The organism is Clostridium celatum (assembly GCF_021412605.1).
Taxonomy (GTDB): domain Bacteria; phylum Bacillota; class Clostridia; order Clostridiales; family Clostridiaceae; genus Clostridium; species Clostridium celatum.
Map to the genome: position 1 here is coordinate 83,853 of NZ_JAJKGM010000004.1, position 25,152 is coordinate 109,004.

The window sequence follows — 25,152 nt, forward strand, 5'->3', positions numbered from 1 at the left end:
AGAAAAAGATATTGCATATATATAAATAAAAAAACTATCAGGGAATCTGATAGTTTTTTGCTTTTAAAACTGATATAAAATTATATAAAATTCTTGCTGTTAATCCCCAAATAACATATCCGTCATAATTATAAAAAAGAACTTCATAAGAGCCTGTATTAAATTTATATTGTTTCTTATTAGGAATTAAGTCATAAGGAAAATCATTATGTGGTATCATATTTATGCTATTAGTAAAGGCTAAGGGTTCTGTTTTTAAAAGATAATCTAAAGGAACTAAAAATATTTTTTCTACCTCTTCAGCATTGGTATTAATACTGGCAATGTTATTTAATTCAATTAAAAATGGATGGATTAAAATATTAAAAGGTGAAATGAAAATATCAAGTGAAGATATAACATTTATATTACTTTCATTTATACCTAATTCTTCAGAAGTTTCTCTAATGGCTGTAACTATAGGGGTTTCATCGTTTTCAATTTTTCCGCCGGGAAAACAAATTTCATTTGGTTGATATCTTAAAGTTTTAGATCTAACCTCAAAGAGTATAAAAATATTATTGTCTTTTTGTACTAAAGGTATAGTAACAGAAGCACGCTTGTAGTTTTCCCAACCATTGATATAAGAAGTATAGTTTTTAAAAATAGAATTTATATTATCAATCATAAAATCACCTAAAATAATATATTAAGAATTTTTAAATTTATTCTGTTAATGTTTGTTAATTATATTATATTGTATATAATTAATAAATATAATTCAAGGAGAGTGTAATGAATAAAATTTGGTTAGTAGAAGATATAAAATTAGTTATCGATGAAATTGGTAGTAAGTGGAATTATCCATGTAATATAAAGGTTGAAATATCGAAACGAGCAAAAAAAAGAATGGGAGCATTTTTCTTTAAAAACAATAATGGAAAAATAGAGCCTATTAAATTTGTATTTGCCCAGGATTTGGTGAGTGGAGCTTATGAAGAAAGTATAGTTAAAGAAGTAATAATACATGAATATTTACATTATTATTGTGATACAACAACTAATAAAAGCAATGGGCATAATAAATTTTTTAAGGAGTGTTGTATAAAAAGTAATATATCAGATAGTACAAAATTTAAATATTATAATAATAAAGAAAATGCTTTAAAAAAGTATAGATATAAAATATTTTGTAGCAAATGTAATAGGTTAGTTTGTGTACATGCAAGAAGAGATGCAGCTGAAAATAAAATAAAAAAATATATATCAAGCTGTTGCAAAGAAAGACTTTATTTGGTAGATTAAATTGGTTAGATTAATGTTTTATAGCTATTTTTAGTTATTTATATATTTATACACACCTATAGATTAACAAATTTTATTATAGTATAATATCATTAAAAACAAAGGAGAATAGAAATATGACTAATGAAAGAGAAGAATTAATTGAAAAAGATGAAGTTGAAATAATGACTTTCTTAGATGAAGAAGGGAATAAGGTAGAATTTGAAGCTATTGCTAGAATTTATTTAGAAAAACAAGAATATCTATTATTAGCACCTGCTCATGATGAAGAATCAGAAGATATATATGTATTTAGAGTTGATGAAGTAGATGGTAAGCAAGAATTAAATTTAGTTGAAGATGATAAAGAGTTTATTGCTGTAAAGAAAGAGTATAATAAATTAAAATATTAAGGAGATAAATAAGAGTGCAAGAGAGCAAAATAGTAAATATATTAAATAATAATGATTTAGGGGATGTTGAAGTATTAAAAAAAGGTAAAGATTTTACTTTAGTTAACTTTTACTTTGATTTTGATAAAGATGTTTTAGATGCAGCAAAAGCATTTGCAAATGAAGAAAGTAATGAAGAGGAATTTTCAAGTAAATGGCTTAATGAATATTACTTTACTTATCTTTATGATTTTGCTAATGATGAAGTTTTAGATATTATAGAAGAAATAATAGATGAAACTGAATTAGAAGGAGAAATAATGGCAATTCAAATGACTGAAAAAACAAAAGATTATGTTCAGTTTATGGCATTATTTTCAGAAGAAAATAGTGATGTTGTTATAGAGGATGTAGTTAGAGAATTCCTTTCATAAGATTAAAATTAATATTAATATATAAAATTTATTGACTTGAAAATATAAGAAGATTATTTATATAAAAAACAGAAAAAAGATTAAAATTACCATTGAATTTATAGATAAATTTGATATAATTAAATTATAGAAATCCTGAGATGTGCGTTAAGCTTATAATGTTCAACCTACATTATAATTACGGGATTTGCAACATATTTGTGGATGTCGGGCTTCCAATATGCAGAAGATGGCAGAAGCAAGTTGCGCAGAACCCACCTGCGAGCTGCAGGTGTGAATATTTAAGCACCGGCATGTTGGGATATTAATTAGAAATAAACACCTCAATATTGAGGTGTTTTTTCTTATGCAGCTTTTGATTTTGAAAGATGTACTTTTTTCTTATGTCTTTTCTTATAACGTTTATATATTAGTTTTTGATAATTACTAATATGCTTGTCTAAAATTTGAGATAATGAAATAACTATGGAATTTCTGGGTGATAAAAATTTAAGTAATAGATTTAAAGTAATTTTTTGTAAAATTATCTTTCTTTTAAGACTGCTTTTATTCACAAAATGACCTCCTTTGTAGAAAAATTAGAATTATATAGAATATTATACCTTATTTGGAATAAAGGTAAAATATTAATCGGTAAACAAAAAATACAAGTGATGACAGTATAAAATGTTATAGTATGTCGATAGATAAATATAATTTTTAAAAGTAAAAAATAAATTCCGTAAGCTTATAAAAATAAAAAAACATGACGAAAAAAATAAATTTGTGAAATAATAAATAATAAAGTTGATATTAATAAGAAATAAATGTAAAATAATCATAAGTGAGATTCTAAAGTGTAATTTAGCAAATCGAACTTAACTAAAACTCCGAGTTTTAACTGATACTATAAATCGATGAATTAGCTAGTGAAACTTACCTATTTGGTAATTTGGATAGTTGAAGTTGTTTCATAGTGAGATTCTAAATTTTAATTTACTAATATAGAATTTAACTAAACTTTAACTTTAGTTAGTGGAAATTTATACAGTGTACAATTTGAAACTAAGAAAAAGTGTTTCATTATAAATTCAATTATTGTTTACGAAAGGATGAAAATTATGGATTATACAAATGCACCAATAGATGATGTAATAAAAAGAATAAATGAATTATATAAAAAGAGTAAAGAAGAAGGCTTAAATGAGCAAGAAAAAGAAGAACAACAAATTCTAAGAAGAAGATACATAGATAATGTAAAAGCAAACTTTAAAGTACAATTAGCGGGTGTTGAACTTAAGAATAGAAAAAATTAGAGGGTGATTAATATTGTCAGTTACTGTAGAAAAATTAATTGCAGATTTTGATTTAGAAGTATTAGTTGAAGGTGAAAAGGATATAAAAATATCTGTTAACGATATAAACAGACCAGGGTTACAGTTAGCTGGTTTTTACAATTATTTTGCACCTGAAAGAATTCAAGTTATAGGCAAAGCTGAATGGAGCTTCCTGCAAGATATGCAAGTTGAACTTATGAGAAAAAGAGTAAATAAATATTTTAGCTTTAATTCAAAATGTGTAATAATGACAAGAGGTTTAGAACCACATAGTGAATTTTTGAAAGCTGCTAAAAAGACTAAAACTTGGCTTTTAAGAACAGATGTTGTTACAACCAAGTTTATAAGTAAATTAACTATGTATTTAGCAGGCAAACTTGCTCCTGAAACAAGATTACATGGAGTACTTGTTGATGTATATGGTATAGGTATATTAATTACAGGAGAAAGTGGTATAGGTAAAAGTGAAACTGCATTAGAGCTTATAAAAAGAGGTCATAGACTAGTAACAGATGATGCAGTAGATATAAAAGAAATAGATGGGGCACTAATTGGAACATCTCCAAAGATAACTATAGGAATGCTTGAAGTTAGAGGTATAGGTATAATAGATATATCTTCTCTTTATGGTTTAAGTTCAATACTTCCATCAAAGGATATAAATCTTGTTATGCATTTTGAGCATTGGAAGGATGATGGAGATTATGATAGATTAGGCATAGATAACGAAACACAAGAAATATTAGGTGTTAAGGTTAAAAGATTAAGAGTACCTGTAAGACCAGGTAGAAATATTGCAGTGATAATAGAAGCCGCTGCAGGTAATTATAGACATTCATTAATGTCAGATGTTACCCCAGTGGATATTATAGAACAAAGGATGAGTGAAATAAGCGAATAAGTAATAATTTTAGGAGGGGTACTTTATGACTAAAGAAAATAAAAAAAATGCATGGCTAAAATACGAAGAAGAGGGAAAAAAAGAACTTTTTGATTTTTGTGAGGGATATAAAAATTATCTTTCAGTAGGAAAAACAGAAAGAGAATGCGTATTTGAAGCTATAAGACTTGCAGAAGCTAAAGGATATAGGAATTTAGAAGATATAATTAAAAATAATGAGGTATTAAAGGCTGGAGATAAGGTTTATAGTAATAATAAAGATAAGTCTTTAGTCTTATATCTAATAGGAAATGAACCAATAGAAAGTGGTATGAGAATAATAGGATCTCACGTAGATGCACCAAGAATAGATATAAAACAAAATCCATTATACGAAGATAGTGATTTAGCTTTAATGGATACTCATTATTATGGGGGAATTAAAAAATATCAATGGATTGCTCTACCTTTAGCATTACATGGAGTAGTAGTTAAAAAAGATGGTACTAAAATTAATGTAGTTGTAGGAGAAGATGATACAGATCCAGTATTAGGTATATCAGATCTTTTAATTCATTTATCAGCAGATCAAATGCAAAAGAAAGCAAGTGAAGTTATTGCTGGTGAAGATTTAAATGTTTTAGTTGGAAATATTCCATTAAAAGGAGAAGAAAAGGAAGCTGTTAAAGCTAATATCTTAGCTATCTTAAAAGAAAAGTATGATTTTGAAGAAGAAGATTTTATTTCAGCTGAATTTGAAATAGTTCCAGCTGGAAAAGCAAGAGATTTAGGTCTTGATAAGAGCATGGTTATGGGATATGGGCAAGATGATAGAATTTGTGCATATACTTCATTAATGGCTTTATTAGATGTTGAGACTGTAAGTAAGACATCAGTTATTTTATTAGTAGATAAAGAGGAAGTTGGAAGTATTGGGGCAACCGGAATGCATTCAAGATTTTTTGAAAATTCATTAGCTGAAGTTATGGATAGAAAAGGTGAATATTCAGAATTAAAATTAAAAAGAGCTCTTGCAAATTCTTTAATGTTATCAGCAGATGTTACAGCTGCATATGATCCAAATTATCCAGCTGCATGTGAAAAGAAAAATACAGCATACTTTGGAAAAGGATTAGTATTTAGTAAATATACTGGTTCAAGAGGAAAAGGTGGCTGTAATGATGCAAATCCAGAATTTATTGCATGGCTTAGAAAGGTAATGGATAAAAATAATGTTTCATATCAAACAGCAGAGCTTGGTAAAGTTGACCAAGGAGGTGGAGGTACTATAGCTTATATTTTAGCACAGTATAATATGGAAGTTATAGATTGTGGTGTTGCACTACAAAATATGCATGCTCCATGGGAAGTTTCAAGTAAGGTTGATATTTATGAAACAATGAGAGGCTATAAAGCATTCTTAATAGAAGAATAATTAAGTAAATGGCAAATGATAATTTTTAATTTATCATTTGCCATTTATTTTTAATTATTTAGTGCATCTATAAATTTATTAAGTCTATTTTCTTCAATTGATTGAGATCCTAAGAAACCATGTTTTTTATCATCTTCTTCATATCCATGAGAATCAGAACCACAAGAAGTTAATATATTTTTTTGATCAACTATCTTTAAGAATCTTTCAGTATCTTCTTTTGTATTAAGACCATAAATTCCTTCAATACCATCAAAATCAAGATGAAGAACGTCAAGTACATGTAATTTTTTTAGTAATACAGGATGAGCTAATATTACAAGTGCATTATATTTTCTAAGTAAAGCAATTCCTTCTTCGGTAGCTAATTTATTTGCAGGTATATATGCTGGGCAATGATCACCTATAAAGTTATCAAAAATATATTCCTTAGTATAATTATACCCTGCATCCATTATAGCTTTGGCTATATGAGGTCTTGCAATGGTATCTTTACCATTTTTTAAAACTTCGTTAACATCTATTTCAATATCATTGAATTTCTTTAGTCGTCTAACGATTTCATGAGCACGAGCAATTCTCTTTGTTTTTAAATCTTCAAGAAAATTATTTAACTCTACATTTTTATAATCATCACCTCTAAAATAACCTAGTATATGAATAGTTTCACCTTTATAAGTAGTAGAAAGTTCTACACCAGGGATAAAGTGAATATCTAGTTTTTCAGCAGTTTCTTTTGCTTCTTGTATTCCAGATAATGTATCATGGTCAGTAAGAGCTAAGTATTTAACACCTCTATCATAAGCTTTTTTTACAACTTCGCTTGGAGAAAATTTACCATCAGATGCTGTAGAATGTGTATGTAAATCGCATATTACCATAATTAATTTTAACTCCTTTCAACTAATAGTTTTGAACTATATAAAGCTATGATATAATTTATTCAACAATAATGCAACATAAAAAATGGAGGGAAAAATGCTTTTAATGATTGATAATTATGATTCTTTTGTTTATAACTTAGTTAGATACTTTGAAGAATTAGGTGAAGAGGTAATAGTTTATAGAAATGATAAAATAGAAATTGAAGATATAAAAAAAATGAATATAGATGGAATAATTATATCACCAGGGCCTAAAAGTCCAAAGGAAGCTGGACTTAGTCTTGAGATAATAGATAATTTTAAGGGGAAGTTACCTATATTAGGAATTTGCCTTGGTCATCAATGTATAGGCCATTATTTTGGTGCAGAAGTAATCAAAGGTAAGGAACCAGTTCATGGGAAAATATTTTATATAGAGCATGATAATAAAGAGTTATTTAAAGAAGTTAAAAATCCATTAAGAGTAACAAGATATCATTCGTTAATAATAGATAAAGAATCTATACCAAAAGAATTAGTTATAACTAGTGAAACAGATGACGGTATTATTATGGGAGTAAAACATAGAGAATATGAAATACATGGAGTTCAATTTCATCCAGAAGCTGAAATGACAGAAGAAGGACATAAAATATTAAAAAACTTTATAGATATAACTAAAAATAAGATGAATTCTTAATGAATAGAGTTTTTATAGTAAGTAGGATATGAGATAAATAGTTTTAAATTTTGAATAAATTAGACATTAGGAGGAAGTTAAGTGGGGGTTATAAAGGTAGAGTTAGACAGCAATTTAAATGCATTTGAAATATATGATTTATTTAAAGGAGAAGAAAATACTATACTTCTTGATAGTTCAAAAGAAGATGAAAATCTTTCTAAATATTCTTTTATTGGAGTAAATCCATTTTTGATTTTTGAGTGCTATAAAGAAAAGGCATATATTAATGGTAGTTACACAATAGGGGATCCTTTTAAAATTCTAGAAAATTTAATTAATGAGTATAAAGTAGATTTACAAAATGAAGATATTCCATTAATTTCAGGAGCAATAGGATATATTTCTTATGATGCAGGAAGAATAATAGAAGAAATACCTAATACTTCAAAAGAAGATTTTAATATACCAGATCTTAGATTTATATTTTATAAAAACATTATAGCATTTGATTTGAAAAATAATAAAAAATATATAACTGATATCGATGGGGATGATAAAAGAATACATAATTTAATTAAAAAAATACATAGCGGAAGTGAAAAGGAAGAGATAAAGGTTAAAGAAGAAAGTGATACTGTATTTTACTCTAACTTTGAAAAAGAAGAGTATAAAGATGCAATAACAAAAATGAAGAACTATATCTCTACTGGTGATATGTACATAGCAAATATGACACAAAGATTTTATTGCAATAATTATGAAGATTCATTTTATATATATGAAAAATTAAGAAGTATAAATAAAGCACCATTTTCAGCCTATTTAAATTTTAATGATTTTCAAATAATAAGCTCATCTCCAGAAAGATTTATTCAAATTAGGGATAATAAAGCACATACAAGACCGATTAAGGGGACAAGACCAAGAGGAACTAATAAGGATGAGGATGAAAAAAATAGATTAGAGCTTATAAATAGTGAAAAAGATAAGGCAGAGCTTTTAATGGTGGTAGATTTAGAAAGAAATGATTTTAGTAAGGTATGTAAACCACATACTGTAAAAGTTACTGAATTATTTAAGCTAGAAGAATATGCAACTGTATTTCATTTAGTTTCAACTATAGAAGGTGAACTAAAAGATACAGTTTCAGCCGTTAAGTTTATTAAGGAATGTTTTCCGGGAGGTTCAATTACAGGAACGCCGAAGATAAGAACAATGGAAATAATAGAAGAGCTAGAAGGGCTTAAGAGAAATATTTATACAGGAGCTATAGGATATTTTGATTTTAGAGGAAATTCGGATTTTAATATAGCAATAAGAACTATAGTTAAAAAAGATAATAAAGCTTATTTTGGTGTTGGTGGTGGAATAACATATGATTCTATTGAAGATGATGAGTATAACGAAACACTAGATAAGGCTAAGGCTTTAATGAGGGTATTATAATGAGAAAAGTTATATATAAAGAGGATTTAGCTATAATAGATAGCGGATTGTTTTTCGGAAGAGGAGTTTTTGAAACTATTTTAGTAAATGCTAATGCTATATTTTTGAAAGAACATATAGATAGGTTGAATAAAAGTATACTTGCTTTAAATTTAGGTGAAGAAATAAGTTATGAAGAAGTTTATAATTTTATAAAAAATAATGATATAAAAAATAAGGCATTAAAAATAACTGTTACAGAAAAAAATATAATATATACTTTAAGAGAAATTAAATATAAAAATGAAGATTATGAAAATGGCTTTAATATTAGATTTTCAGAGGTTTTAAGAAATTCTACATCAAGAATTGTCAATTTTAAAACTTTAAATTATCTTGAAAATATTATAGAATATGAAATATGTCAAAAAGAAGGTTTTAATGAAACAATATTTTTAAATGAAAAAGGTTTTGTAGCTGAAGGGTGTACAACTAATGTATTTATTATAAAAGATAATAAAATATTTACGCCAAAAATCTCTTGTGGATTATTACCAGGAATTATTAGGGGATGGGTAATAAGTAATTTTGAAGTTGTTGAAAAAGAAATAACAAAAGAAGAACTTTTAAATAGTGATGAAATATTTTTAACAAATTCATTGGTAGGAATAATAGGAGTATCAAAGCTAGATGATATTAAGTTTGATATTTCATATTCAAGAGAAATAAGAGAAAAGTATGAAGATGTAATAAATGGAGGGGACAAGTAATGGATAAAGAAAAAATAATGGAAGGTGTTAAGTTAATTTTAGAAGGTGTTGGGGAAGATGTAACTAGAGAAGGTTTAATAGAGACTCCAGATAGAATTGCTAGAATGTATATGGAGATATTTGAAGGGTTGGGTAAAGATGCTAGTGAAATTTTATCTAAAACATTTAGCGTTGAAGATAATGATTTAGTTATAGAAAAGGATATTAACTTTTTTTCTATGTGTGAACATCACTTAGTACCTTTCTTTGGAAAAGCTCATGTAGCGTATATTCCAAAAGGGAAGGTAGTTGGGCTTTCTAAGCTTGCAAGAACTGTTGATTTATATGCAAAAAAGCCTCAATTACAAGAAAGATTAACTACAGAAATAGCAGATGCATTAATGAAATATTTAGATGCAGAAGGTGCAATGGTAGTTATTGAAGCAGAACATACTTGTATGACTATGAGGGGAATTAAAAAGCTTGGAGCCAAGACTGTAACAACTACGTATAGAGGTGTCTTTAAAGAAAATTTAGAACTTAGAAGAGAAGTTATGAATTTTATTAAATAATTTTATATGGTAGGCCTTTAAAGATGAGAGGAATTATAAAATGAGTAATAATAGAGTAAATAGTATTATTAATAATAATACTTATAAAGAAGCAATAGTAAAACTTGAAGAATATGAAGAAAAGAGAGAGTTTTGTAAACATGATATGGAGCATTTTATGAATGTTTCAAGAATTGCTTATATTATGACTTTAGAGGAAGGATTAAATTACTCTAAAGACGTAATTTATGCAATAGGGCTTTTACATGATATAGGAAGAGTAAAGCAATATGAAGATGGAACTAATCATGATATTGCAAGTGTAGAAATGAGTGTTGAAATATTAAAGGGAACAGATTTTACAAAAGATGAAATTGATGTAATTTTAAATGGAATAGCCAATCATAGAAAAGAAAGTGATAACAAACTTGAAGAGATAATTTATAAAGCAGATAAATTATCTAGACAATGCTTTAGATGTGAAGCAGAAAACGAATGTTATTGGAGCAAAGAAAAGAAAAACTTTAGAATTACATATTAACAGTTGTGATGTTGAAAAGTTAAGATTAATTATATAGTTAGAGGGAGGTTTTATTTTGAGAATTGGGAATAAGGAGTTCAAATTAGGTGAAAGAACTTACATAATGGGAATATTAAATGTTACACCAGATTCTTTTTCGGATGGTGGGAAGTTTAATGAGATAGAGGCTGCTGTAGCTCAAGCTAAAAAGTTAGTGGAAGATGGAGCAGATATAATAGATATAGGGGGAGAATCTACGAGACCTGGAGCAGACTTTGTTAGTGAAGATGAGGAAATAAGAAGGGTTGTCCCGATAATAAAAGCCATAAAGAAAGAAATGGATATAACTATATCAATTGATACATATAAAAGTAAAACAGCAGAAGAGGCAGTTAAAGCTGGAGCTGATATTATAAATGATATTTGGGGGGCTAAATATGATGAAAATATAGCTAAGGTTGCAGCTAAGTATGATGTACCAATTATATTAATGCACAATAGAAAAGATATACCATATGTAAATTTAATAGATGATGTAATTAATGATTTACAAGAAAGTATAGATATAGCATTAAGAAATGGTGTTAAAAGGGAAAATATAATTTTAGACCCAGGTATAGGTTTTACAAAAACTTATGAGGAAAATTTAAAAGTTATGAACAATTGTGAAAAGGTAAAAGAAATGGGATATCCTGTACTCTTAGGAACTTCAAGAAAATCAATGATAGGACTAACTTTAAATTTACCGCCATTAGAAAGAGTGGAAGGCACTGTAGCTACTACAGTTATGGGAATAATGAAAGGTTTAGAGTTTGTAAGAGTACATGATGTATTAGAAAATAAAAGAGCAGCTTTAATGACTGATGCAATATTAAGAGTAAAGTAGGTAAAAGTAATGGATAAAATATATTTAAAAGATATTGAAATTTTTGCAAATCATGGTTTATTTCAAGAAGAAAAAGTTTTAGGTCAAAAATTTATATTATCATTAGAACTTTCTTTAGATATTAAAGAATGTGCTAAAACTCATGATTTAACAAAGTCAGTTCATTATGGTGACTTATGTCATAAGGTAATAGATTTATTTCAAAGTGAAAGTATAGATTTGATTGAAACGGTAGTAGATAAAATCGCTAAATTTGTATTAGATAATTATTCTATAGTTAATGAAGTAAAAGTATTATTAAAGAAGCCATGGGCACCTATAGGAAGACATTTAGATTATGCTGCTGTTGAGACTACTAGAAGTAGACATAAGGCATATATTACTATAGGAAGTAATATGGGAGATAAAGAACAAAACTTTATTAATGCTATGAAAAAGATAGAAGAAATTGAAGGTATAAAAATATCTAAGGTATCTTCATTTATAACTACAGAACCGTGGGGAAATGAGGATCAAGATGAATTTTTAAATGGTGCTTTAGAGATTAAAACTTATTTAACACCACAAGAGCTTATGAGAGAGCTTCTTAGAATAGAACTTGAGCTTGGAAGAGTTAGAGAAGTTAAGTGGGGACCAAGAATAATAGATTTAGATATAGTTTTATTTGATGATATAGTTAGTAATGATGAATTTGTAATAACTCCTCATCCATTAATGCATTTAAGAGATTTTGTATTAAAGCCATTAAATGAAATTGCACCATATGCACTTCATCCACTTAAAAATAAAAGAGTATTTGAATTATTAGAAGAAATAAAATAAATTATATAAATAAATTTTAATTGTGTATAAATAGCCAGTAATATTAATCAAGAGGATTAATATTACTGGCTATTTTTATGAGATTTATTAATTACATAAAGACAAAATGAATAAATATTATTATGCTCAGAAACACCATCCATAGTAATTATATCTTCTGCAAAATTTCCATCCCAAGGGAAAAGAGTAACTGTATTATTATCATAAGCATTGAAAAGATATTTAGAATCTTCAAATTCAACAATTAGTTTATAAGTGATTGTTTTTTCAGATATATCAATATCATTATTATAATTATCCATATTTAATGATTCTAAAAAAGATAATAAAATATCATAGTCCTCAGGAGAAACTATATATTCTTGATAATAATTAACATCAAAGACTTTTAAAGTAAATTTTTTATCCTTTTTAAGGTTTTTATATACTTCATTTGAATAATAATAAATATTAGGCTTTTCTTTTAAATTTAAATATTTAGGGTCATTAAAAGTGCAACTAGGTAATAGAGAAATTAATAAAATTAAAATAATGAATTTTATGTATTTCATTTTAATCCTCCTAAAATAGGTTATACATATAAATATTCTGTTAATTAAATTTTTAGAACAAATAACTTTTTCGAAAATAATGTATTTTTTAGATAATAAAGTGTTGAAACATAGTAATAATTGATAAACAATAATAATATTATATTTTGTAATCAATATTTTAGGATAGAGTATTAATGAGAATAATTGCAACCATAGGACCAAATTCAGCTAATGAGGAAATAATAAGGCAAGCTATCTATAATGGGGCAGATACTTTAAGATTGAATTTTTCTCACTTTTATGAAGAACAGTTTAAGTTTGTAATAGAAGAAGCAAGGAATATAAAGTCGGATATTTCTATTATGGCTGATTTATGTGGCAAAAAGATAAGAGTGTCTGAAAAAATAAATAAAGTTTTTAAGGTTAATAAGGGCGAAAATATTCTATTTTGTAGTGAAGATATTTATGAATCCATTTGTATGAATATTTATGAAAAGATTATACCATTAACATTAAAGTCAGATATTATAAAAAATAATGATATAAAATATATATCTATGAAGGATGGCACTATAAAGTTTGAGATTGTAGATAAAGATAAAGTTTTTTTGAAGGCAAAGGCTATTAATGATGGAATTATTAGAGGTGGAAAGGGATGTAATATTTCGGGTATAAATAATGGAGAAGTAATATTATCTAAGAGAGATAAAGAATGTTTAAAATGGGCATTGAATAAGGATATTAATATTATTGCACAATCATTTGTAGAAAATGATAAAGAAATTTTAGAAATAAGAAAGTTTATAAAAAACAGTAATTATGATAATGATAAAGTGAAAATATTTTCTAAAATAGAAACAACTACTGGCTTAGAGAATTATAAAAATATATTAAATGTAAGTGATGGAATAGTTATTGCAAGAGGAGATTTAATACCAGAGTGTGGATTGATTAACTCTGTAATTGGAGAAATGAAATTATTGAATAGTTTGAAAAAAGAAGAATTAAAAAAGGAAATAATAGTAGCAACACATTTATTGGATAGTATGATGAAAAAGGATACTCCTAATATTACAGAAGTAGAAAGTATTTGCAATTTTATAAAATATGGAGTAAATGGATTTTTGTTAGCCTCAGAGACTTCTGTTGGGAAAAGACCTATAGAAAGTATAGTTTTTATTCAAAAAATAATAAAAAGTTTTAGTAAATTGGAGTAATATATTATAGACAAAAAGGCACTTACTTTGTATTATTAAAGAGTATATTTTACTTAGGAGGAAATAAAATGAATGAACAAGAGAGAAATCTAAGATGGTACAACTTAGCTATGATGGCATTTGTATCTGTATGGGGTTTTGGTAATGTTGTAAATAACTTTGCCAATCAAGGATTAACAGTAGTAGTTTCATGGGTACTTATGATAGCTTTATACTTTGTACCATATGCCTTAATGGTAGGTGAACTAGGTTCTGTATTTAGAGAAAGTAAAGGGGGAGTAAGTTCTTGGATAAAGGGTACATTCGGACCTACTTTAGCTTATTTTGCAGGGTGGACATACTGGGTTGTACATATTCCATATTTAGCTCAAAAGCCACAAGCTGCTTTAATAGCTTTAGGGTGGACTGTAAAGCAAGATGGTAATTTTATTAAAGGTATGGATCCATTAATTGCTCAACTTTTAACTTTAGCAGTATTTTTATTTTTCTTATGGGTTGCATCAAGAGGTATAACTTCACTTAAATTAATAGGAACAATAGCAGGTACCTCTGTATTTGTTATGTCTTTATTATATGTAGTTTTAATGTTAGCTGCACCTGCAATAAGAGGAATACAACCAGCAACAACTAGCTTTGAATTTAAAAATATGATGCCAGAATTTAATTTCTCATATTTTACAACACTTTCAATGTTAGTATTTGCAGTTGGAGGAGCTGAAAAGATATCACCATATGTAAATAATATGAAAAATCCAAGTAAAAGCTTCCCAAAAGGGATGATTGCATTAGCAATGATGGTTGCAGTTTCTGCATTACTTGGTTCAGTAGCAATGGCAATGATGTTTGATGCAAATAATATTCCAGCTGATTTAAAAATGAATGGACAGTATTATGCATTCCAAATGCTAGGTGAATACTATGGCGTTGGTAAGTTATTCATAATTATTTACGCATTAGCTAATCTTCTAGCACAAATATCTGCATTAGTATTCTCAATTGATGCTCCACTTAAGGTGCTTTTAGCAGATGGAGATAGAAAGTTTATACCAAAAGCTTTAACTAAAACTAATAAGTATGGTGCACCGATTAATGGTTATATGATGACAGCTATATTAGTTGGAATACTTATAATAGTACCTGCACTTGGTATTGGAGATATGAATTCATTATTTGATTGGTTATTACAATTAAATTCTGTAGTTATGCCAATGAGATATCTTTGGGTATTCTTAGCCTTTATAGGTCTTAAAAAGGCAGCAGATAAATATAAATCAGATTATAAATTTGTTAAAAATGATAAGATTGCAATGACAATAGGAATTTGGTGTTTTGCATTTACTGCATTTGCTTGTATAATGGGGATGTTCCCAAATAGTGTTGAAGCATTTACTGGTGAATGGTGGTTCCAAGTTTCATTAAATGTGGCAACTCCATTTATATTAATAGGTTTAGGATTTATATTACCTGTAATTGCGAAAAGAAAAAATGATATGTCTAATTTAGAAGAAGCTTCTAATATTAGTGCATAGTATTAAAATTAAATTTATGCATATTAATAAGTTACATGACTTTTAATATGCAGTTTTTTTAGAAATATAAGTTATTTATAACCTTATAAAAAAATAATAAATAACTTATATTGCAAAAAATATATCTTCATAGTATAATGGGGCTATGGATAAAATATTATTAAAAAATGAGGTTGGTTATAATGAGTAGTTTCAAATCGATTATATGGACAATATTTGGAATTGTGGTTTTCATAGCTATTATTAGATTTGTAGGCTTTATATTGCCATATGTTTTAGTTGCTGCATTGGTAGCGTACATAGTATATAAAGTTAGAAAAAGCTTAGGATTGAAAAATAAAAAAGAAAACAATGAAACATATACTTCTTCATATAAGCAAAATAATGATATTTATGAACCAAGTTCTTCAAATGAAGATTACACAGGTAAAGTTATAGATGTTGACTATGAAGATGTAGATTAGTAGAGAATAATTTTTAAAATTTAATTAGTTTATAACACTATATAAGGCTATAACAAAATGTTTATTTAGTTTAGCTATATATAGTGTTTTTTATATGTTTAATTTAAAGTTTGTAAAAAATAAATTAAAAAAATTGCAAGAAAAAATAAAAATAATTCATAAATAATATATAATGCCTATAAAAAAATATATATATATAATATAAATGCAAGTAAAAGGATATATACTATCAAATGTTAGTTGATTTACCTTGAAAATATGGTATAATTAGGATATTGATATTAAAAAATAAAATAAATAAAAAGGGGCTATATTTATGAAAAAAATAAAAATGACAACTCCGTTAGTTGAAATGGATGGAGATGAAATGACTAGGGTTATTTGGGGAATGATAAAAGATGAATTATTAAAACCTTTTATTGAATTAAAAACAGAATATTATGATTTGGGGATAGAGTATAGAAATGAAACTAATGATGAAGTAACAGTACAGGCTGCTGAAGCTATAAAAAGATATGGGGTAGGAGTTAAGTGTGCAACAATAACTCCAAATGCAGATAGAATTAAAGAGTATAATTTAAAAGAAATGTGGAAAAGTCCTAATGGAACTATTAGATCAATCTTAGATGGAACAGTTTTTAGAGCACCAATAACAGTAAGTTCAATTAAACCATTTGTTAGAACATGGAAAGAACCAATTACTATTGCAAGGCATGCTTATGGTGATATTTACAAGAATGTTGAAATGAAAATTGAAGGAAAAGGAAAAGCAGAATTAGTTTTTACAGATGAAAATGGAGAGGAGAAAAGAAAATTAATTCATAAATTTAATGATAGTGGAGTGGTTATGGGAATGCATAACACTAATAAATCAATAGAAAGCTTTGCAAGAAGTTGCTTTAACTTTGCTTTAGATACAAAACAAGATTTATGGTTTGCTAGTAAAGATACTATTTCTAAAAAATACGATCATACTTTTAAGAATATTTTTTATGAAATATTTGAAAATGAGTATAAAGAACGTTTTAAAGAAGCAAATATTGAGTATTTTTATACGCTAATAGATGATGCAGTAGCTAGAGTAATAAAATCTAAAGGTGGATTTATCTGGGCTTGTAAAAATTATGATGGTGATGTAATGAGTGATATGGTTGCAACTGCTTTTGGTTCTTTAGCAATGATGACTTCAGTTTTAGTATCCCCAGAAGGATATTATGAATATGAAGCTGCTCATGGAACAGTTCAAAGACATTACTATAAACATTTAAAAGGAGAGGAAACATCAACTAATTCCATAGCAACTATTTTTGCATGGAGTGGAGCTTTAAGAAAAAGAGGAGAATTAGACTCTAATTTAGAGTTAGTTAGTTTTGCAGACAAGCTAGAAAATGCTGCTATTAAAACTATTGAAGAGGGAGTTATGACTAAAGATTTAGCACTTCTTACAGACTTAAAAGAAGTTAAAACTGTAAACACATATGACTTTATTAAAGAAATAAGAAAGACATTAGAAACAATGTAAAAGGATGCCTCTAAGGTCCAAATATTGGTTTGGATTTAGAGGCATAAATTATTTTAGTCAACATAAAATAATTATAAAAGCAAAGGAGGAAAAATTATGTCTCATAAAAATAATAAGAATTCTAAAGATAATAAAAAGTCAGGTCAAAAGACAAGAAGTGAAATGAGAAAAATGAGAGAGGAAACAGCTAATGAGGTTGGATATTCAAAGGAGTCAAGAAAGTTAGGTAAAGATAATCCAAGACCAGATTCAGCTCAAAAGATAGAACCATAATAAAAGTTATATACATGTTGATAATAGGAAAGTGTTAAGATGAATAGTAAAAAAAGAGTGTTTATTTGTAAACACTCTTTTTTATCAATATTTTTAAAAGAAAATTCAGCTTATCAGCAGAGTAAGTTGCTAAATAATCAAGTAGGTAAGTTCAAATAACTAAATTAAAGATTTAATTATTTGAATTTAAAATTTAGAACTTTACTTAAAATGCCCAATTTCCATTAGAGAAAATTTGAATAGTTTCATTATTTTTATTAATTCCAGTAATATTAAGGTCATTATTTCCTATCATAAAATCAACATGAATTATAGAATCATTAACTCCGATTTCTTCTAATTCTTTTTCTGAGTATTTTTCAGCATCCTTAACACAAGAAGAATAAGCTCTACCAAAGGCTAAATGACAAGCAGCATTTTCATCAAATAGAGTATTGAAGAAAATAAGTCCAGAATTTGAAATTGGAGAATCATAAGGAACAAAAGCTACTTCGCCTAAATATTTAGATCCTTCATCGCTATCAAGCATTTGCTTTAATACATCATATCCAGTTTCAGCAGTAAAATTTATAGCCTTACCATCTTTAAAAGTGATAGAAAAATTATCTATTAAATTTCCACCATAGCTAAGAGGTTTAGTTGAATAAACTATACCATTAACACCAGTTTTTTTAGGAAGTGTGAATACTTCTTCAGTTGGCATATTTGCATTGAAAGGAATATTATTAACATCATCTTCACTTCCACCAGCCCAAAGATGACCTTCAGGAAGTTCTATATTTAAGTCTGTTCCATTAGAACTAGTTAAATGTACACTTTTAAAATTATTATCATTCATAAATTTAATTTTTTCAGCTAAAGAAGAATTATGTTTTTCCCACGCTAAAGTAGGGTCTTCATTATCTACTCTTACTGTTTTAAAAATAACATCCCATAATTTTTCCATAGCTTCATCATTAGTAGCATTTGGGAATACCTTTTTAGCCCAAGAAAGAGTTGGAACAGATAATACACACCAACGACACTTATTAGACATTGTACTTTCACGATATTCTTTAACAGCTTCATTTCTTGCTTTTTGAGAAGCTGCTATATTTTCCATTGGAACTCCTTTAAGACCATCTGGATCACTTGCAGAAATTCCAATAAAACAAGCTCCTTGTCTTGCATAATAATTATAGCTTTCTCCAACCCATTCAGGAACATCAGATAGAGTTTCAATTGAACTGTTAGAAAGTCTTATTTTACTAAGCTTTTGATCAGCATAATGTACAACAACGTCTTTAGCACCTCTTATGTAAGCTTCTTCAGCAATAAGCCTAGCAAACTCAGCTGTTTCTATTGGTGAATTAATAACTAATATATTATCTTTTTGAATGTTTACCCCAGTACTTACTGCAAGGGATGCGTATTTTCTTAATAAATTATTATTCATTTTATATAGCCCTCCTAAATATTAGTAATCGCTAATATTATAACATATTTAATAAGTTAAATTATAGAAATAAAAATAATATTATTAAGTTTTATAGTGATATAATATTATTTGACTTTTATATTTGGAATTTTTATGGCTTGCAACATCTTGTAAGCCATAAAAAAAATAACTATAATTAGTATTACAAGAATAAATGAAAAGGAAGAAACTAATGAAAAATTTATTAATTAACTTAGTAGAAAAAAATAAAAAATATACAGAAGAAGGGAAGCTTGCATCATATATACCTGCGCTATTAAAGGCAGATAAGGAAGCACTAGGACTTTGTGTTGTAGACATTAAAAATAATGAAGAGTATTGGGCTGGAGATAGTGATGTTAAATTTACTATTCAAAGTATCTCAAAGGTTGTTAGTTTAATTATAGCTCTTAATGATAACGGTAGAGAAAATGTATTTAAAAAGGTAAATGTTGAACCAACAGGAATGGGTTTTAATAGTATAGTTAATCTTGAGATTAGAAATCAAGATAGACCATATAATCCAATGATAAATGCTGGAGCAATAGTAACTACATCTCTTATTTTTGGAGAAAATGAAGATCATAAATTACAAAGGATATTAAATTTTTTAAGAAGAGCAACAAATAATCCTAGCATAGATATAAATAAAGAAATATATGAAAGTGAAAAGGCTACAGGAGATAGAAATAGATCTTTGGCTTACTTTATGAAAAGCTCTAATATATTAGAAGGAAATGTTGAAGAAGTATTAGATCTTTATTTTAAACAATGTTCTATTGAAGCTACAGCAAAAGATATGGCGAGATTTGCAGCTGTTATTGCAAATGATGGTATTGCACCATGGAGTGATGAAATTTTAATTTCAAGAGAAGTATGTAGAATAGTAAAAACTATAATGGTTACTTGTGGAATGTATGATGCATCAGGAGAATTTGCAGTTCATGTGGGCGTACCAGCAAAATCTGGAGTTGGTGGTGGAATAATAGCTACTGTACCTAAAAGATATGGCATAGGAATTTATGGTCCAGCTTTAGATTCTAAAGGAAATAGTATTGGTGGAATCCACATATTAAAAGATTTATCAGAAGAATTAGAACTTAGTATATTTTAAGATAAATATGATATAATTACTAAATAATACTATAAAAATATAGGACTATTTAAATTAATGTTTTTATATAATTTTAAATTTCTTGTTTATAAGTTATATACTGTAAAACTAATGATTTAAAATGTCAAAATACTGGAGGAATAAATGGAGAGATTACTTATTTTAGACTCAAATAGTCTAATGAATAGAGCATTTTATGCAATACCACCACTTACAAATAGTGAAGGAATACATACTAATGCAGTTTATGGTTTTACAAATATGCTTTTTAAAATGAAGGAAGAAATAAAACCAGATTATATAGTTGCAGCCTTTGATAGAAAAGCGCCGACTTTTAGACATAAAGAATATGAAGATTATAAAGCTGGTAGAAAAAAGATGCCTCCAGAGCTTGGCGAACAATTCCCTATAATTAAAGAATTACTTAACTTATTAGCAGTTAATATTTATGAAATAGACGGCTTTGAAGCAGATGACATAATAGGAACTTTAGCAAAGTTTGCTGAGAGTCATGGAATTGAAGTTTTCATAGTAACAGGAGATAGAGATGCTCTTCAACTTGCAAGTGATAACATTAAAGTTGTTATAACTAAAAAGGGTGTTACTGAAACTGCTGTGTATAATAAAGAAGCTTTTGAAGCTGAATTTGGAGTTACTCCAACACAATATATAGATGTTAAAGGTCTTATGGGAGATAAGTCAGATAATATTCCGGGAGTTCCAGGGGTAGGAGAGAAGACAGCCTTTAAGCTTATTCAAACTTATGGTTCTATGGAAGGTGTACTTTCTAATATAGATGAAATAAGTGGTAAAAAACTTAAGGAAAATTTAGAAACTTATAGTGAGCAAGCAATTTTTAGTAAAAAGTTAGCTACTATAATGACAGAAGTTCCTATAGATTTTGACTTAGAAGATATAAAAAGTCAGGATTCTTATAATAGGGAAGAAATTAAAAAGATGTTCTTTAAGTTGCAAATGAAATCACTACTAGCTAAACTACCAGGTGAAGATGAAGAATCTAATGAAGAAGAAAGGTTAGAAATAAAGGAAATTAGTACTATAGAAGCATTTAAAAATGAATTAAGTAAAAAGAGTAACATAACATATATAGGCTATAGCACTACAAATGCTAATCTTTATTCCAAAATAGAATTAGATAAACTTTACTTAAAGATTGAAAATGAAGTTATCTTAATAGACTTTAAACTTATATCTATGGAAAATTCAGAAGAAGCTATAAAAATACTTAAAAGCTTTATGGAAGATGAATCTATATCTAAGGTTATACATGATGGGAAAAATATTATAACTATTTTAAATAAGTTTAATATACAAATAAAGAATTTTATATTTGATACTGCTGTTGCAGCATATCTTATAGATTCAGCAAGAAGTAACTATCCTTTAGAAATATTAATTAATGAATACTTAACTAAAGAAGTTAAAGGTGAAGGAGATACTTTAATTTGTAATGCTGTAGCAAATATGGATGAATTATATTCTTATTTAAAAGATAGGATTAGCAAGGAAGGAATGGATGAATTATATTATAATTGTGAACATCCATTAATAAGTATTTTATCTAGTATGGAGGCTGTTGGGTTTAAGGTTAATGAAGAAAAATTAAATGAACTTGCAGTTAAATTTAAAGAGGAAATAGCTAGAACAGAAAAAGAAATTTATGAACTTTGTGAAGAAGAGTTTAATATAAGTTCACCAAAGCAACTAGGAAAAATTCTTTTTGAAAAGTTAGATTTACCTGTAATTAAGAAGACTAAGACAGGTTATTCAACTAATGCAGAAGTATTAGAGAAATTAATGGATAAACATCCTGTAATAGAAAAAATAATTTATTATAGACAAATAACTAAGCTTAATTCTACTTATGTAGAAGGCCTTAAGAATGTTATAGATGAAGACGGTGCTATACATTCTAGTTTTAATCAAACTGTTACAACAACAGGAAGACTTTCAAGTACAGAGCCAAATCTTCAAAATATACCTGTGAAGTATGAAATGGGTAGAGAAATTAGAAAGGTATTTATACCTAAAGAGGATACAGATGTTCTATTATCTTGTGACTATTCACAAATTGAGCTTAGAGTACTTGCACATATGGCAGATGATAAAAATATGATAGATGCATTCAATCATCATAGTGATATTCATACAAAGACTGCCTCAGAAGTATTTAAGGTACCTGTAGAAGAGGTTACATCTATTATGAGAAGTAGAGCTAAGGCTGTAAATTTTGGTATAGTTTACGGAATAAGTGATTTTAGTCTTTCACAAGATTTAAAGATAACTAAGAAGGAAGCATCAGAGTACATGGAAATTTATTTTGATAGATATCCAAAGATTAAAGGGTATTTAGAAAGTGCAAAAGAGGAAGCAAAGGAAAAGGGCTATGTATTAACTATTTTAAATAGAAGAAGATTTATACCAGAAATAAAATCTTCTAATAAAATAGTAAAGGCTCTTGGTGAAAGATTAGCGATGAATGCGCCAATTCAAGGAAGTGCCGCAGATATTATTAAGCTTGCTATGGTTAAAGTTTATGATAGATTAAACAAAGAAAAGCTAGAAAGTGAAATAATATTGCAAGTGCACGATGAACTTATTTTAAATGTTAAGGAAAAAGAACTTGAAGTAGTTAAAGCTTTAGTAAAAGAAGAAATGGAAAATGTACTTAAGATGTCTGTTGCTTTAGAGGTTGATACTAATATAGGAAATACTTGGTATGATGCTAAATAGGGGGTAAGTATGATTAAAATTGGATTAACAGGAGGAATAGGTTCTGGTAAAAGTACAGTATCTTTTATGCTAAAAGAAGCTGGATTTAATGTAATAGATGCAGATACTATAGCTAAGGAGGTATTAGTTAAGTATCCTGAAATATTAGAAATGGTTAAGATAAATTTTGGCTCAGGATTTTTTGATTGGCGAGGAGAATTTCGTAGAAAAGAATTTGGAAATCATATTTTTAGATTTCCAAAGGAAAGAAAGAAATATGAAGGTATAATATTACCTTATATAAAAAGAGAAATTTACGAAAAAATAGATTACTATGAGAAAAAAAACGCTGATATAATAATTCTTGATGCACCTACTTTAATAGAAAATGAGTTGCATAAAGATATGGATTATGTTATTTTAGTGTGGGTGGATAGTAACACTCAAATTCAAAGGGTAAGAGCTAGAGATGCATTAGCAAGGGATGAAGCAATTAATAGAATAAATTCTCAAATGCCTTTAGAAAGAAAAAGAGATTTTGCTAATATAATAATTGAAAATAATGATACGTTACCTAAGACTAAAGCACAAGTAGACTTACTTATTGAATTTTTGAAATCTATTTAAAGTAGGGAGAGTAAATGAATTTTAAAAAAATAATAATTAGTCTTATTATTATTGTCTCACTTGCTTTAGCTTCAGTATATGGTGTAAAGCAATATATTTTCCCGTATAAGTATAGTGATATAGTTAATGAGTATAGTGAGAAATATGAAGTTGATCCCCTGTTAGTTCTGTCTGTAATTAAGGCTGAAAGCAATTTTAATAAAAATGCAATTTCAAATAAAGGTGCAAAAGGACTAATGCAGATTATGGATAGTACAGGAGAATGGATTTCAGAGACATTAGGTATTGAAGATTTTTCTTCAGAGAAGCTTTTAAATCCAGAAGTGAATGTTGAGTTTGGTTGTTGGTACTTAAATAATTTAATTAGTGAATTTGATGATTTAAGCTTAGCATTAGCTGCATATAATGGTGGAAGTGGAAATGTTACAAAATGGCTTAAAAATCCTGAATATTCTATAGATGGTAAAAGTTTAACTTATATTCCATTTAAGGAAACTAAAAAATATGTAGATAAAGTGACTTTAAATTATAACATCTATAAGTTTTTTTATAGATAAAATTAAAGGCAAAGGTTAGATTTAACCTTTGCCTTTTTGTTATTTAAAAATAGCCGTAACCCATTCATTTGTTTGATGTTTACTTTGTAATTTAAATCCGTATGATTCTACATTTTCCTTTATTTCATCAAAACTCCATTCAACAAGTCCTGAAACTAAAATAGTACCATTAGTGTTTAAATGAGTTTTAATAAAATTCATAAACATTTTAGTTTCTTCACCACCGATATTTATGAATATCCAGTCATAATTATTAGTAATTAGAGAGGAATCATCTAGGATATTTCCAACAATAGGAGTAATATTTTCTAGATTGTTTAAAGAAGAATTTAATAATACCTCATCTGTTATATCTCTAATATCAACAGCATCTACTATAGAAGCACCTGCGATAGAAGCAGCAATTGATAATATTCCAGAACCAGTTCCTATATCTAATACAGATTTATTCTTTAAATCTAAATCATTTAATATTAATTTTAATATGTCTTGTGTAGTTTCATGAAGTCCTGTACCAAATGCTCCTTGAGATATAAAGTTAATTTTCTTTTTATCTTCAAAATCTTCTTCTGGATTTGCAATTACCCAAGTATCATCTAAATGTATAGCTGGGAAATCATATGTAGTATAATCATAATTATTTTCTTCTATATTTATGTAATCCATATTTAAAAGTGAAGTTAAAGTTTTAATAAAATCATCTAAATATTCTTTTTTATCTTCAAAAGCAACTTTTAATATTATATCTTCATCTTCTTTTTCTAAATAACCATATCCGTAATCGTCTGTAGTTATTTCTAAAGGATTTTCATAGAATACGTTATATATATCGTTTATTGCTAAAGTTTCAATTGTAGAGTCTAATTTTGCATATGGAAGCTTATATGAAATTATAAACATAAAATCATC

General features: G+C 27.3%; 28 protein-coding genes and 1 other RNA gene. 23 read left to right on the forward strand and 6 right to left on the reverse strand.

Annotation, left to right across the window (positions count from 1 at the left end; translation table 11 throughout):
* Positions 1–37: 37 nt before the first annotated feature.
* Complete coding sequence (locus LPC13_RS03105; protein ID WP_005213915.1) at positions 38–667, reverse strand: NUDIX hydrolase; 630 nt, start codon at positions 665–667, stop codon at positions 38–40.
* Positions 668–774: 107 nt separating this feature from the next.
* On the opposite strand from LPC13_RS03105, the gene LPC13_RS03110 reads away from it, so the two are divergent.
* The 4 genes from LPC13_RS03110 (at position 775) to ssrS (ending at position 2,396) form a co-directional block, all read left to right on the forward strand.
* A complete protein-coding gene (locus LPC13_RS03110) occupies positions 775–1,284 on the forward strand; it encodes a SprT-like domain-containing protein (protein WP_005213916.1) in 510 nt (169 codons plus the stop codon).
* Between the two features lie 116 nt (positions 1,285–1,400).
* Complete coding sequence (locus tag LPC13_RS03115; RefSeq protein ID WP_005213917.1) at positions 1,401–1,676, forward strand: DUF1292 domain-containing protein; 276 nt, start codon at positions 1,401–1,403, stop codon at positions 1,674–1,676.
* 14 nt (positions 1,677–1,690) lie between these two features.
* Positions 1,691–2,089, forward strand: a complete 399-nt coding sequence (locus LPC13_RS03120; protein WP_005213918.1) for a hypothetical protein — start codon at positions 1,691–1,693, stop codon at positions 2,087–2,089.
* Between the two features lie 129 nt (positions 2,090–2,218).
* A non-coding RNA gene (gene ssrS, locus LPC13_RS03125) (6S RNA) lies at positions 2,219–2,396 on the forward strand.
* Positions 2,397–2,433: 37 nt separating this feature from the next.
* On the opposite strand, the gene LPC13_RS03130 is transcribed toward ssrS, so the two are convergent.
* On the reverse strand, positions 2,434–2,643 hold the full coding sequence (locus LPC13_RS03130; protein ID WP_005213919.1) for a hypothetical protein: 210 nt from the start codon (positions 2,641–2,643) through the stop codon (positions 2,434–2,436).
* Positions 2,644–3,189: 546 nt separating this feature from the next.
* Here LPC13_RS03130 and LPC13_RS03135 point away from each other — a divergent pair.
* From LPC13_RS03135 to LPC13_RS03145, 3 genes are read left to right on the forward strand one after another with little or no spacing between them, the layout of a single operon-like run.
* Positions 3,190–3,384, forward strand: coding sequence for a DUF896 domain-containing protein (locus LPC13_RS03135; protein WP_040419624.1), 195 nt, complete (start codon positions 3,190–3,192; stop codon positions 3,382–3,384).
* A gap of 13 nt (positions 3,385–3,397) precedes the next feature.
* A complete protein-coding gene (hprK, locus tag LPC13_RS03140) occupies positions 3,398–4,306 on the forward strand; it encodes an HPr(Ser) kinase/phosphatase (RefSeq protein ID WP_005213921.1) in 909 nt (302 codons plus the stop codon).
* A 25-nt stretch (positions 4,307–4,331) separates the two neighbouring features.
* A complete protein-coding gene (locus LPC13_RS03145) occupies positions 4,332–5,720 on the forward strand; it encodes an aminopeptidase (RefSeq protein WP_005213922.1) in 1,389 nt (462 codons plus the stop codon).
* Between the two features lie 50 nt (positions 5,721–5,770).
* Here LPC13_RS03145 and LPC13_RS03150 read toward each other — a convergent pair whose 3' ends face one another.
* Positions 5,771–6,601 carry a PHP domain-containing protein gene (locus LPC13_RS03150; protein ID WP_005213923.1) on the reverse strand — a complete coding sequence of 277 codons (831 nt, stop codon included), beginning with the start codon at positions 6,599–6,601 and terminating at the stop codon, positions 5,771–5,773.
* A gap of 97 nt (positions 6,602–6,698) precedes the next feature.
* Here LPC13_RS03150 and LPC13_RS03155 point away from each other — a divergent pair, with 97 nt between their 5' ends.
* The 7 genes from LPC13_RS03155 to folK all read left to right on the forward strand — a co-directional run bounded on the left by LPC13_RS03155 (position 6,699) and on the right by folK (position 12,218).
* Positions 6,699–7,283 (forward strand): anthranilate synthase component II, encoded by a 585-nt coding sequence (locus LPC13_RS03155; protein WP_040419625.1) that lies wholly within the window; start codon positions 6,699–6,701, stop codon positions 7,281–7,283.
* A gap of 81 nt (positions 7,284–7,364) precedes the next feature.
* Complete coding sequence (gene pabB, locus LPC13_RS03160) at positions 7,365–8,711, forward strand: aminodeoxychorismate synthase component I (protein ID WP_005213925.1); 1,347 nt, start codon at positions 7,365–7,367, stop codon at positions 8,709–8,711.
* A complete protein-coding gene (locus tag LPC13_RS03165) occupies positions 8,711–9,460 on the forward strand; it encodes an aminotransferase class IV (protein ID WP_005213926.1) in 750 nt (249 codons plus the stop codon). The genes pabB and LPC13_RS03165 overlap by 1 nt, the downstream gene beginning before the upstream one ends.
* Positions 9,460–10,011 (forward strand): GTP cyclohydrolase I FolE, encoded by a 552-nt coding sequence (gene folE, locus LPC13_RS03170; protein WP_005213927.1) that lies wholly within the window; start codon positions 9,460–9,462, stop codon positions 10,009–10,011. Before LPC13_RS03165 ends, folE begins: the two co-directional genes overlap by 1 nt.
* A 40-nt stretch (positions 10,012–10,051) precedes the next feature.
* Positions 10,052–10,531 (forward strand): HD domain-containing protein, encoded by a 480-nt coding sequence (locus LPC13_RS03175; protein WP_005213928.1) that lies wholly within the window; start codon positions 10,052–10,054, stop codon positions 10,529–10,531.
* A 55-nt stretch (positions 10,532–10,586) separates the two neighbouring features.
* On the forward strand, positions 10,587–11,396 hold the full coding sequence (gene folP, locus LPC13_RS03180) for a dihydropteroate synthase (RefSeq protein ID WP_040419626.1): 810 nt from the start codon (positions 10,587–10,589) through the stop codon (positions 11,394–11,396).
* Between the two features lie 9 nt (positions 11,397–11,405).
* Positions 11,406–12,218: a 2-amino-4-hydroxy-6-hydroxymethyldihydropteridine diphosphokinase gene (gene folK, locus LPC13_RS03185; protein ID WP_005213930.1), complete on the forward strand. Its 813-nt coding sequence runs from the start codon at positions 11,406–11,408 to the stop codon at positions 12,216–12,218.
* Between the two features lie 62 nt (positions 12,219–12,280).
* Here folK and LPC13_RS03190 read toward each other — a convergent pair whose 3' ends face one another.
* Positions 12,281–12,769 (reverse strand): DUF4883 family protein, encoded by a 489-nt coding sequence (locus LPC13_RS03190; protein WP_005213931.1) that lies wholly within the window; start codon positions 12,767–12,769, stop codon positions 12,281–12,283.
* A gap of 176 nt (positions 12,770–12,945) precedes the next feature.
* Here LPC13_RS03190 and LPC13_RS03195 point away from each other — a divergent pair, with 176 nt between their 5' ends.
* The 5 genes from LPC13_RS03195 to LPC13_RS03215 all read left to right on the forward strand — a co-directional run bounded on the left by LPC13_RS03195 (position 12,946) and on the right by LPC13_RS03215 (position 17,756).
* A complete protein-coding gene (locus LPC13_RS03195; protein ID WP_195245340.1) occupies positions 12,946–13,968 on the forward strand; it encodes a pyruvate kinase in 1,023 nt (340 codons plus the stop codon).
* Positions 13,969–14,036: 68 nt separating this feature from the next.
* Positions 14,037–15,497 (forward strand): amino acid permease, encoded by a 1,461-nt coding sequence (locus LPC13_RS03200; protein ID WP_005213933.1) that lies wholly within the window; start codon positions 14,037–14,039, stop codon positions 15,495–15,497.
* 182 nt (positions 15,498–15,679) lie between these two features.
* Complete coding sequence (locus LPC13_RS03205) at positions 15,680–15,961, forward strand: tripartite tricarboxylate transporter TctB family protein (RefSeq protein WP_005213934.1); 282 nt, start codon at positions 15,680–15,682, stop codon at positions 15,959–15,961.
* A gap of 316 nt (positions 15,962–16,277) precedes the next feature.
* Positions 16,278–17,483, forward strand: coding sequence for an NADP-dependent isocitrate dehydrogenase (locus LPC13_RS03210; protein WP_005213935.1), 1,206 nt, complete (start codon positions 16,278–16,280; stop codon positions 17,481–17,483).
* 96 nt (positions 17,484–17,579) lie between these two features.
* A complete protein-coding gene (locus LPC13_RS03215; RefSeq protein WP_005213936.1) occupies positions 17,580–17,756 on the forward strand; it encodes a hypothetical protein in 177 nt (58 codons plus the stop codon).
* 205 nt (positions 17,757–17,961) lie between these two features.
* Here the strand turns inward: LPC13_RS03215 and LPC13_RS03220 are convergent, their stop codons facing one another.
* On the reverse strand, positions 17,962–19,191 hold the full coding sequence (locus LPC13_RS03220; protein WP_005213937.1) for an aminopeptidase: 1,230 nt from the start codon (positions 19,189–19,191) through the stop codon (positions 17,962–17,964).
* Between the two features lie 214 nt (positions 19,192–19,405).
* Here LPC13_RS03220 and glsA point away from each other — a divergent pair, with 214 nt between their 5' ends.
* From glsA to LPC13_RS03240, 4 genes are all read left to right on the forward strand, one after another.
* A complete protein-coding gene (gene glsA / locus LPC13_RS03225; RefSeq protein ID WP_040419627.1) occupies positions 19,406–20,326 on the forward strand; it encodes a glutaminase A in 921 nt (306 codons plus the stop codon).
* A 144-nt stretch (positions 20,327–20,470) separates the two neighbouring features.
* On the forward strand, positions 20,471–23,080 hold the full coding sequence (polA, locus tag LPC13_RS03230; protein ID WP_005213939.1) for a DNA polymerase I: 2,610 nt from the start codon (positions 20,471–20,473) through the stop codon (positions 23,078–23,080).
* A gap of 9 nt (positions 23,081–23,089) precedes the next feature.
* On the forward strand, positions 23,090–23,686 hold the full coding sequence (gene coaE / locus LPC13_RS03235) for a dephospho-CoA kinase (protein WP_005213940.1): 597 nt from the start codon (positions 23,090–23,092) through the stop codon (positions 23,684–23,686).
* A 14-nt stretch (positions 23,687–23,700) separates the two neighbouring features.
* Entirely contained in the window at positions 23,701–24,243 is a 543-nt protein-coding gene (locus LPC13_RS03240; RefSeq protein WP_005213941.1) for a lytic transglycosylase domain-containing protein, read from the forward strand.
* Positions 24,244–24,282: 39 nt separating this feature from the next.
* Here LPC13_RS03240 and LPC13_RS03245 read toward each other — a convergent pair whose 3' ends face one another.
* Positions 24,283–25,143, reverse strand: a complete 861-nt coding sequence (locus LPC13_RS03245) for a 50S ribosomal protein L11 methyltransferase (RefSeq protein WP_005213942.1) — start codon at positions 25,141–25,143, stop codon at positions 24,283–24,285.
* Positions 25,144–25,152: the final 9 nt, after the last annotated feature.

Coding starts and splice junctions, on each gene's coding strand:
- LPC13_RS03105 (WP_005213915.1), bottom strand. CDS start 667: ATGATTGATAATATAAATTCTATTTTTAAAAACTATACTTCTTATATC.
- LPC13_RS03110 (WP_005213916.1), top strand. CDS start 775: ATGAATAAAATTTGGTTAGTAGAAGATATAAAATTAGTTATCGATGAA.
- LPC13_RS03115 (WP_005213917.1), top strand. CDS start 1,401: ATGACTAATGAAAGAGAAGAATTAATTGAAAAAGATGAAGTTGAAATA.
- LPC13_RS03135 (WP_040419624.1), top strand. CDS start 3,190: ATGGATTATACAAATGCACCAATAGATGATGTAATAAAAAGAATAAAT.
- LPC13_RS03145 (WP_005213922.1), top strand. CDS start 4,332: ATGACTAAAGAAAATAAAAAAAATGCATGGCTAAAATACGAAGAAGAG.
- LPC13_RS03150 (WP_005213923.1), bottom strand. CDS start 6,601: ATGGTAATATGCGATTTACATACACATTCTACAGCATCTGATGGTAAA.
- LPC13_RS03155 (WP_040419625.1), top strand. CDS start 6,699: ATGCTTTTAATGATTGATAATTATGATTCTTTTGTTTATAACTTAGTT.
- LPC13_RS03165 (WP_005213926.1), top strand. CDS start 8,711: ATGAGAAAAGTTATATATAAAGAGGATTTAGCTATAATAGATAGCGGA.
- folE (WP_005213927.1), top strand. CDS start 9,460: ATGGATAAAGAAAAAATAATGGAAGGTGTTAAGTTAATTTTAGAAGGT.
- LPC13_RS03175 (WP_005213928.1), top strand. CDS start 10,052: ATGAGTAATAATAGAGTAAATAGTATTATTAATAATAATACTTATAAA.
- folK (WP_005213930.1), top strand. CDS start 11,406: ATGGATAAAATATATTTAAAAGATATTGAAATTTTTGCAAATCATGGT.
- LPC13_RS03190 (WP_005213931.1), bottom strand. CDS start 12,769: ATGAAATACATAAAATTCATTATTTTAATTTTATTAATTTCTCTATTA.
- LPC13_RS03195 (WP_195245340.1), top strand. CDS start 12,946: ATGAGAATAATTGCAACCATAGGACCAAATTCAGCTAATGAGGAAATA.
- LPC13_RS03200 (WP_005213933.1), top strand. CDS start 14,037: ATGAATGAACAAGAGAGAAATCTAAGATGGTACAACTTAGCTATGATG.
- LPC13_RS03205 (WP_005213934.1), top strand. CDS start 15,680: ATGAGTAGTTTCAAATCGATTATATGGACAATATTTGGAATTGTGGTT.
- LPC13_RS03210 (WP_005213935.1), top strand. CDS start 16,278: ATGAAAAAAATAAAAATGACAACTCCGTTAGTTGAAATGGATGGAGAT.
- LPC13_RS03215 (WP_005213936.1), top strand. CDS start 17,580: ATGTCTCATAAAAATAATAAGAATTCTAAAGATAATAAAAAGTCAGGT.
- LPC13_RS03220 (WP_005213937.1), bottom strand. CDS start 19,191: ATGAATAATAATTTATTAAGAAAATACGCATCCCTTGCAGTAAGTACT.
- glsA (WP_040419627.1), top strand. CDS start 19,406: ATGAAAAATTTATTAATTAACTTAGTAGAAAAAAATAAAAAATATACA.
- polA (WP_005213939.1), top strand. CDS start 20,471: ATGGAGAGATTACTTATTTTAGACTCAAATAGTCTAATGAATAGAGCA.
- coaE (WP_005213940.1), top strand. CDS start 23,090: ATGATTAAAATTGGATTAACAGGAGGAATAGGTTCTGGTAAAAGTACA.
- LPC13_RS03240 (WP_005213941.1), top strand. CDS start 23,701: ATGAATTTTAAAAAAATAATAATTAGTCTTATTATTATTGTCTCACTT.
- LPC13_RS03245 (WP_005213942.1), bottom strand. CDS start 25,143: ATGTTTATAATTTCATATAAGCTTCCATATGCAAAATTAGACTCTACA.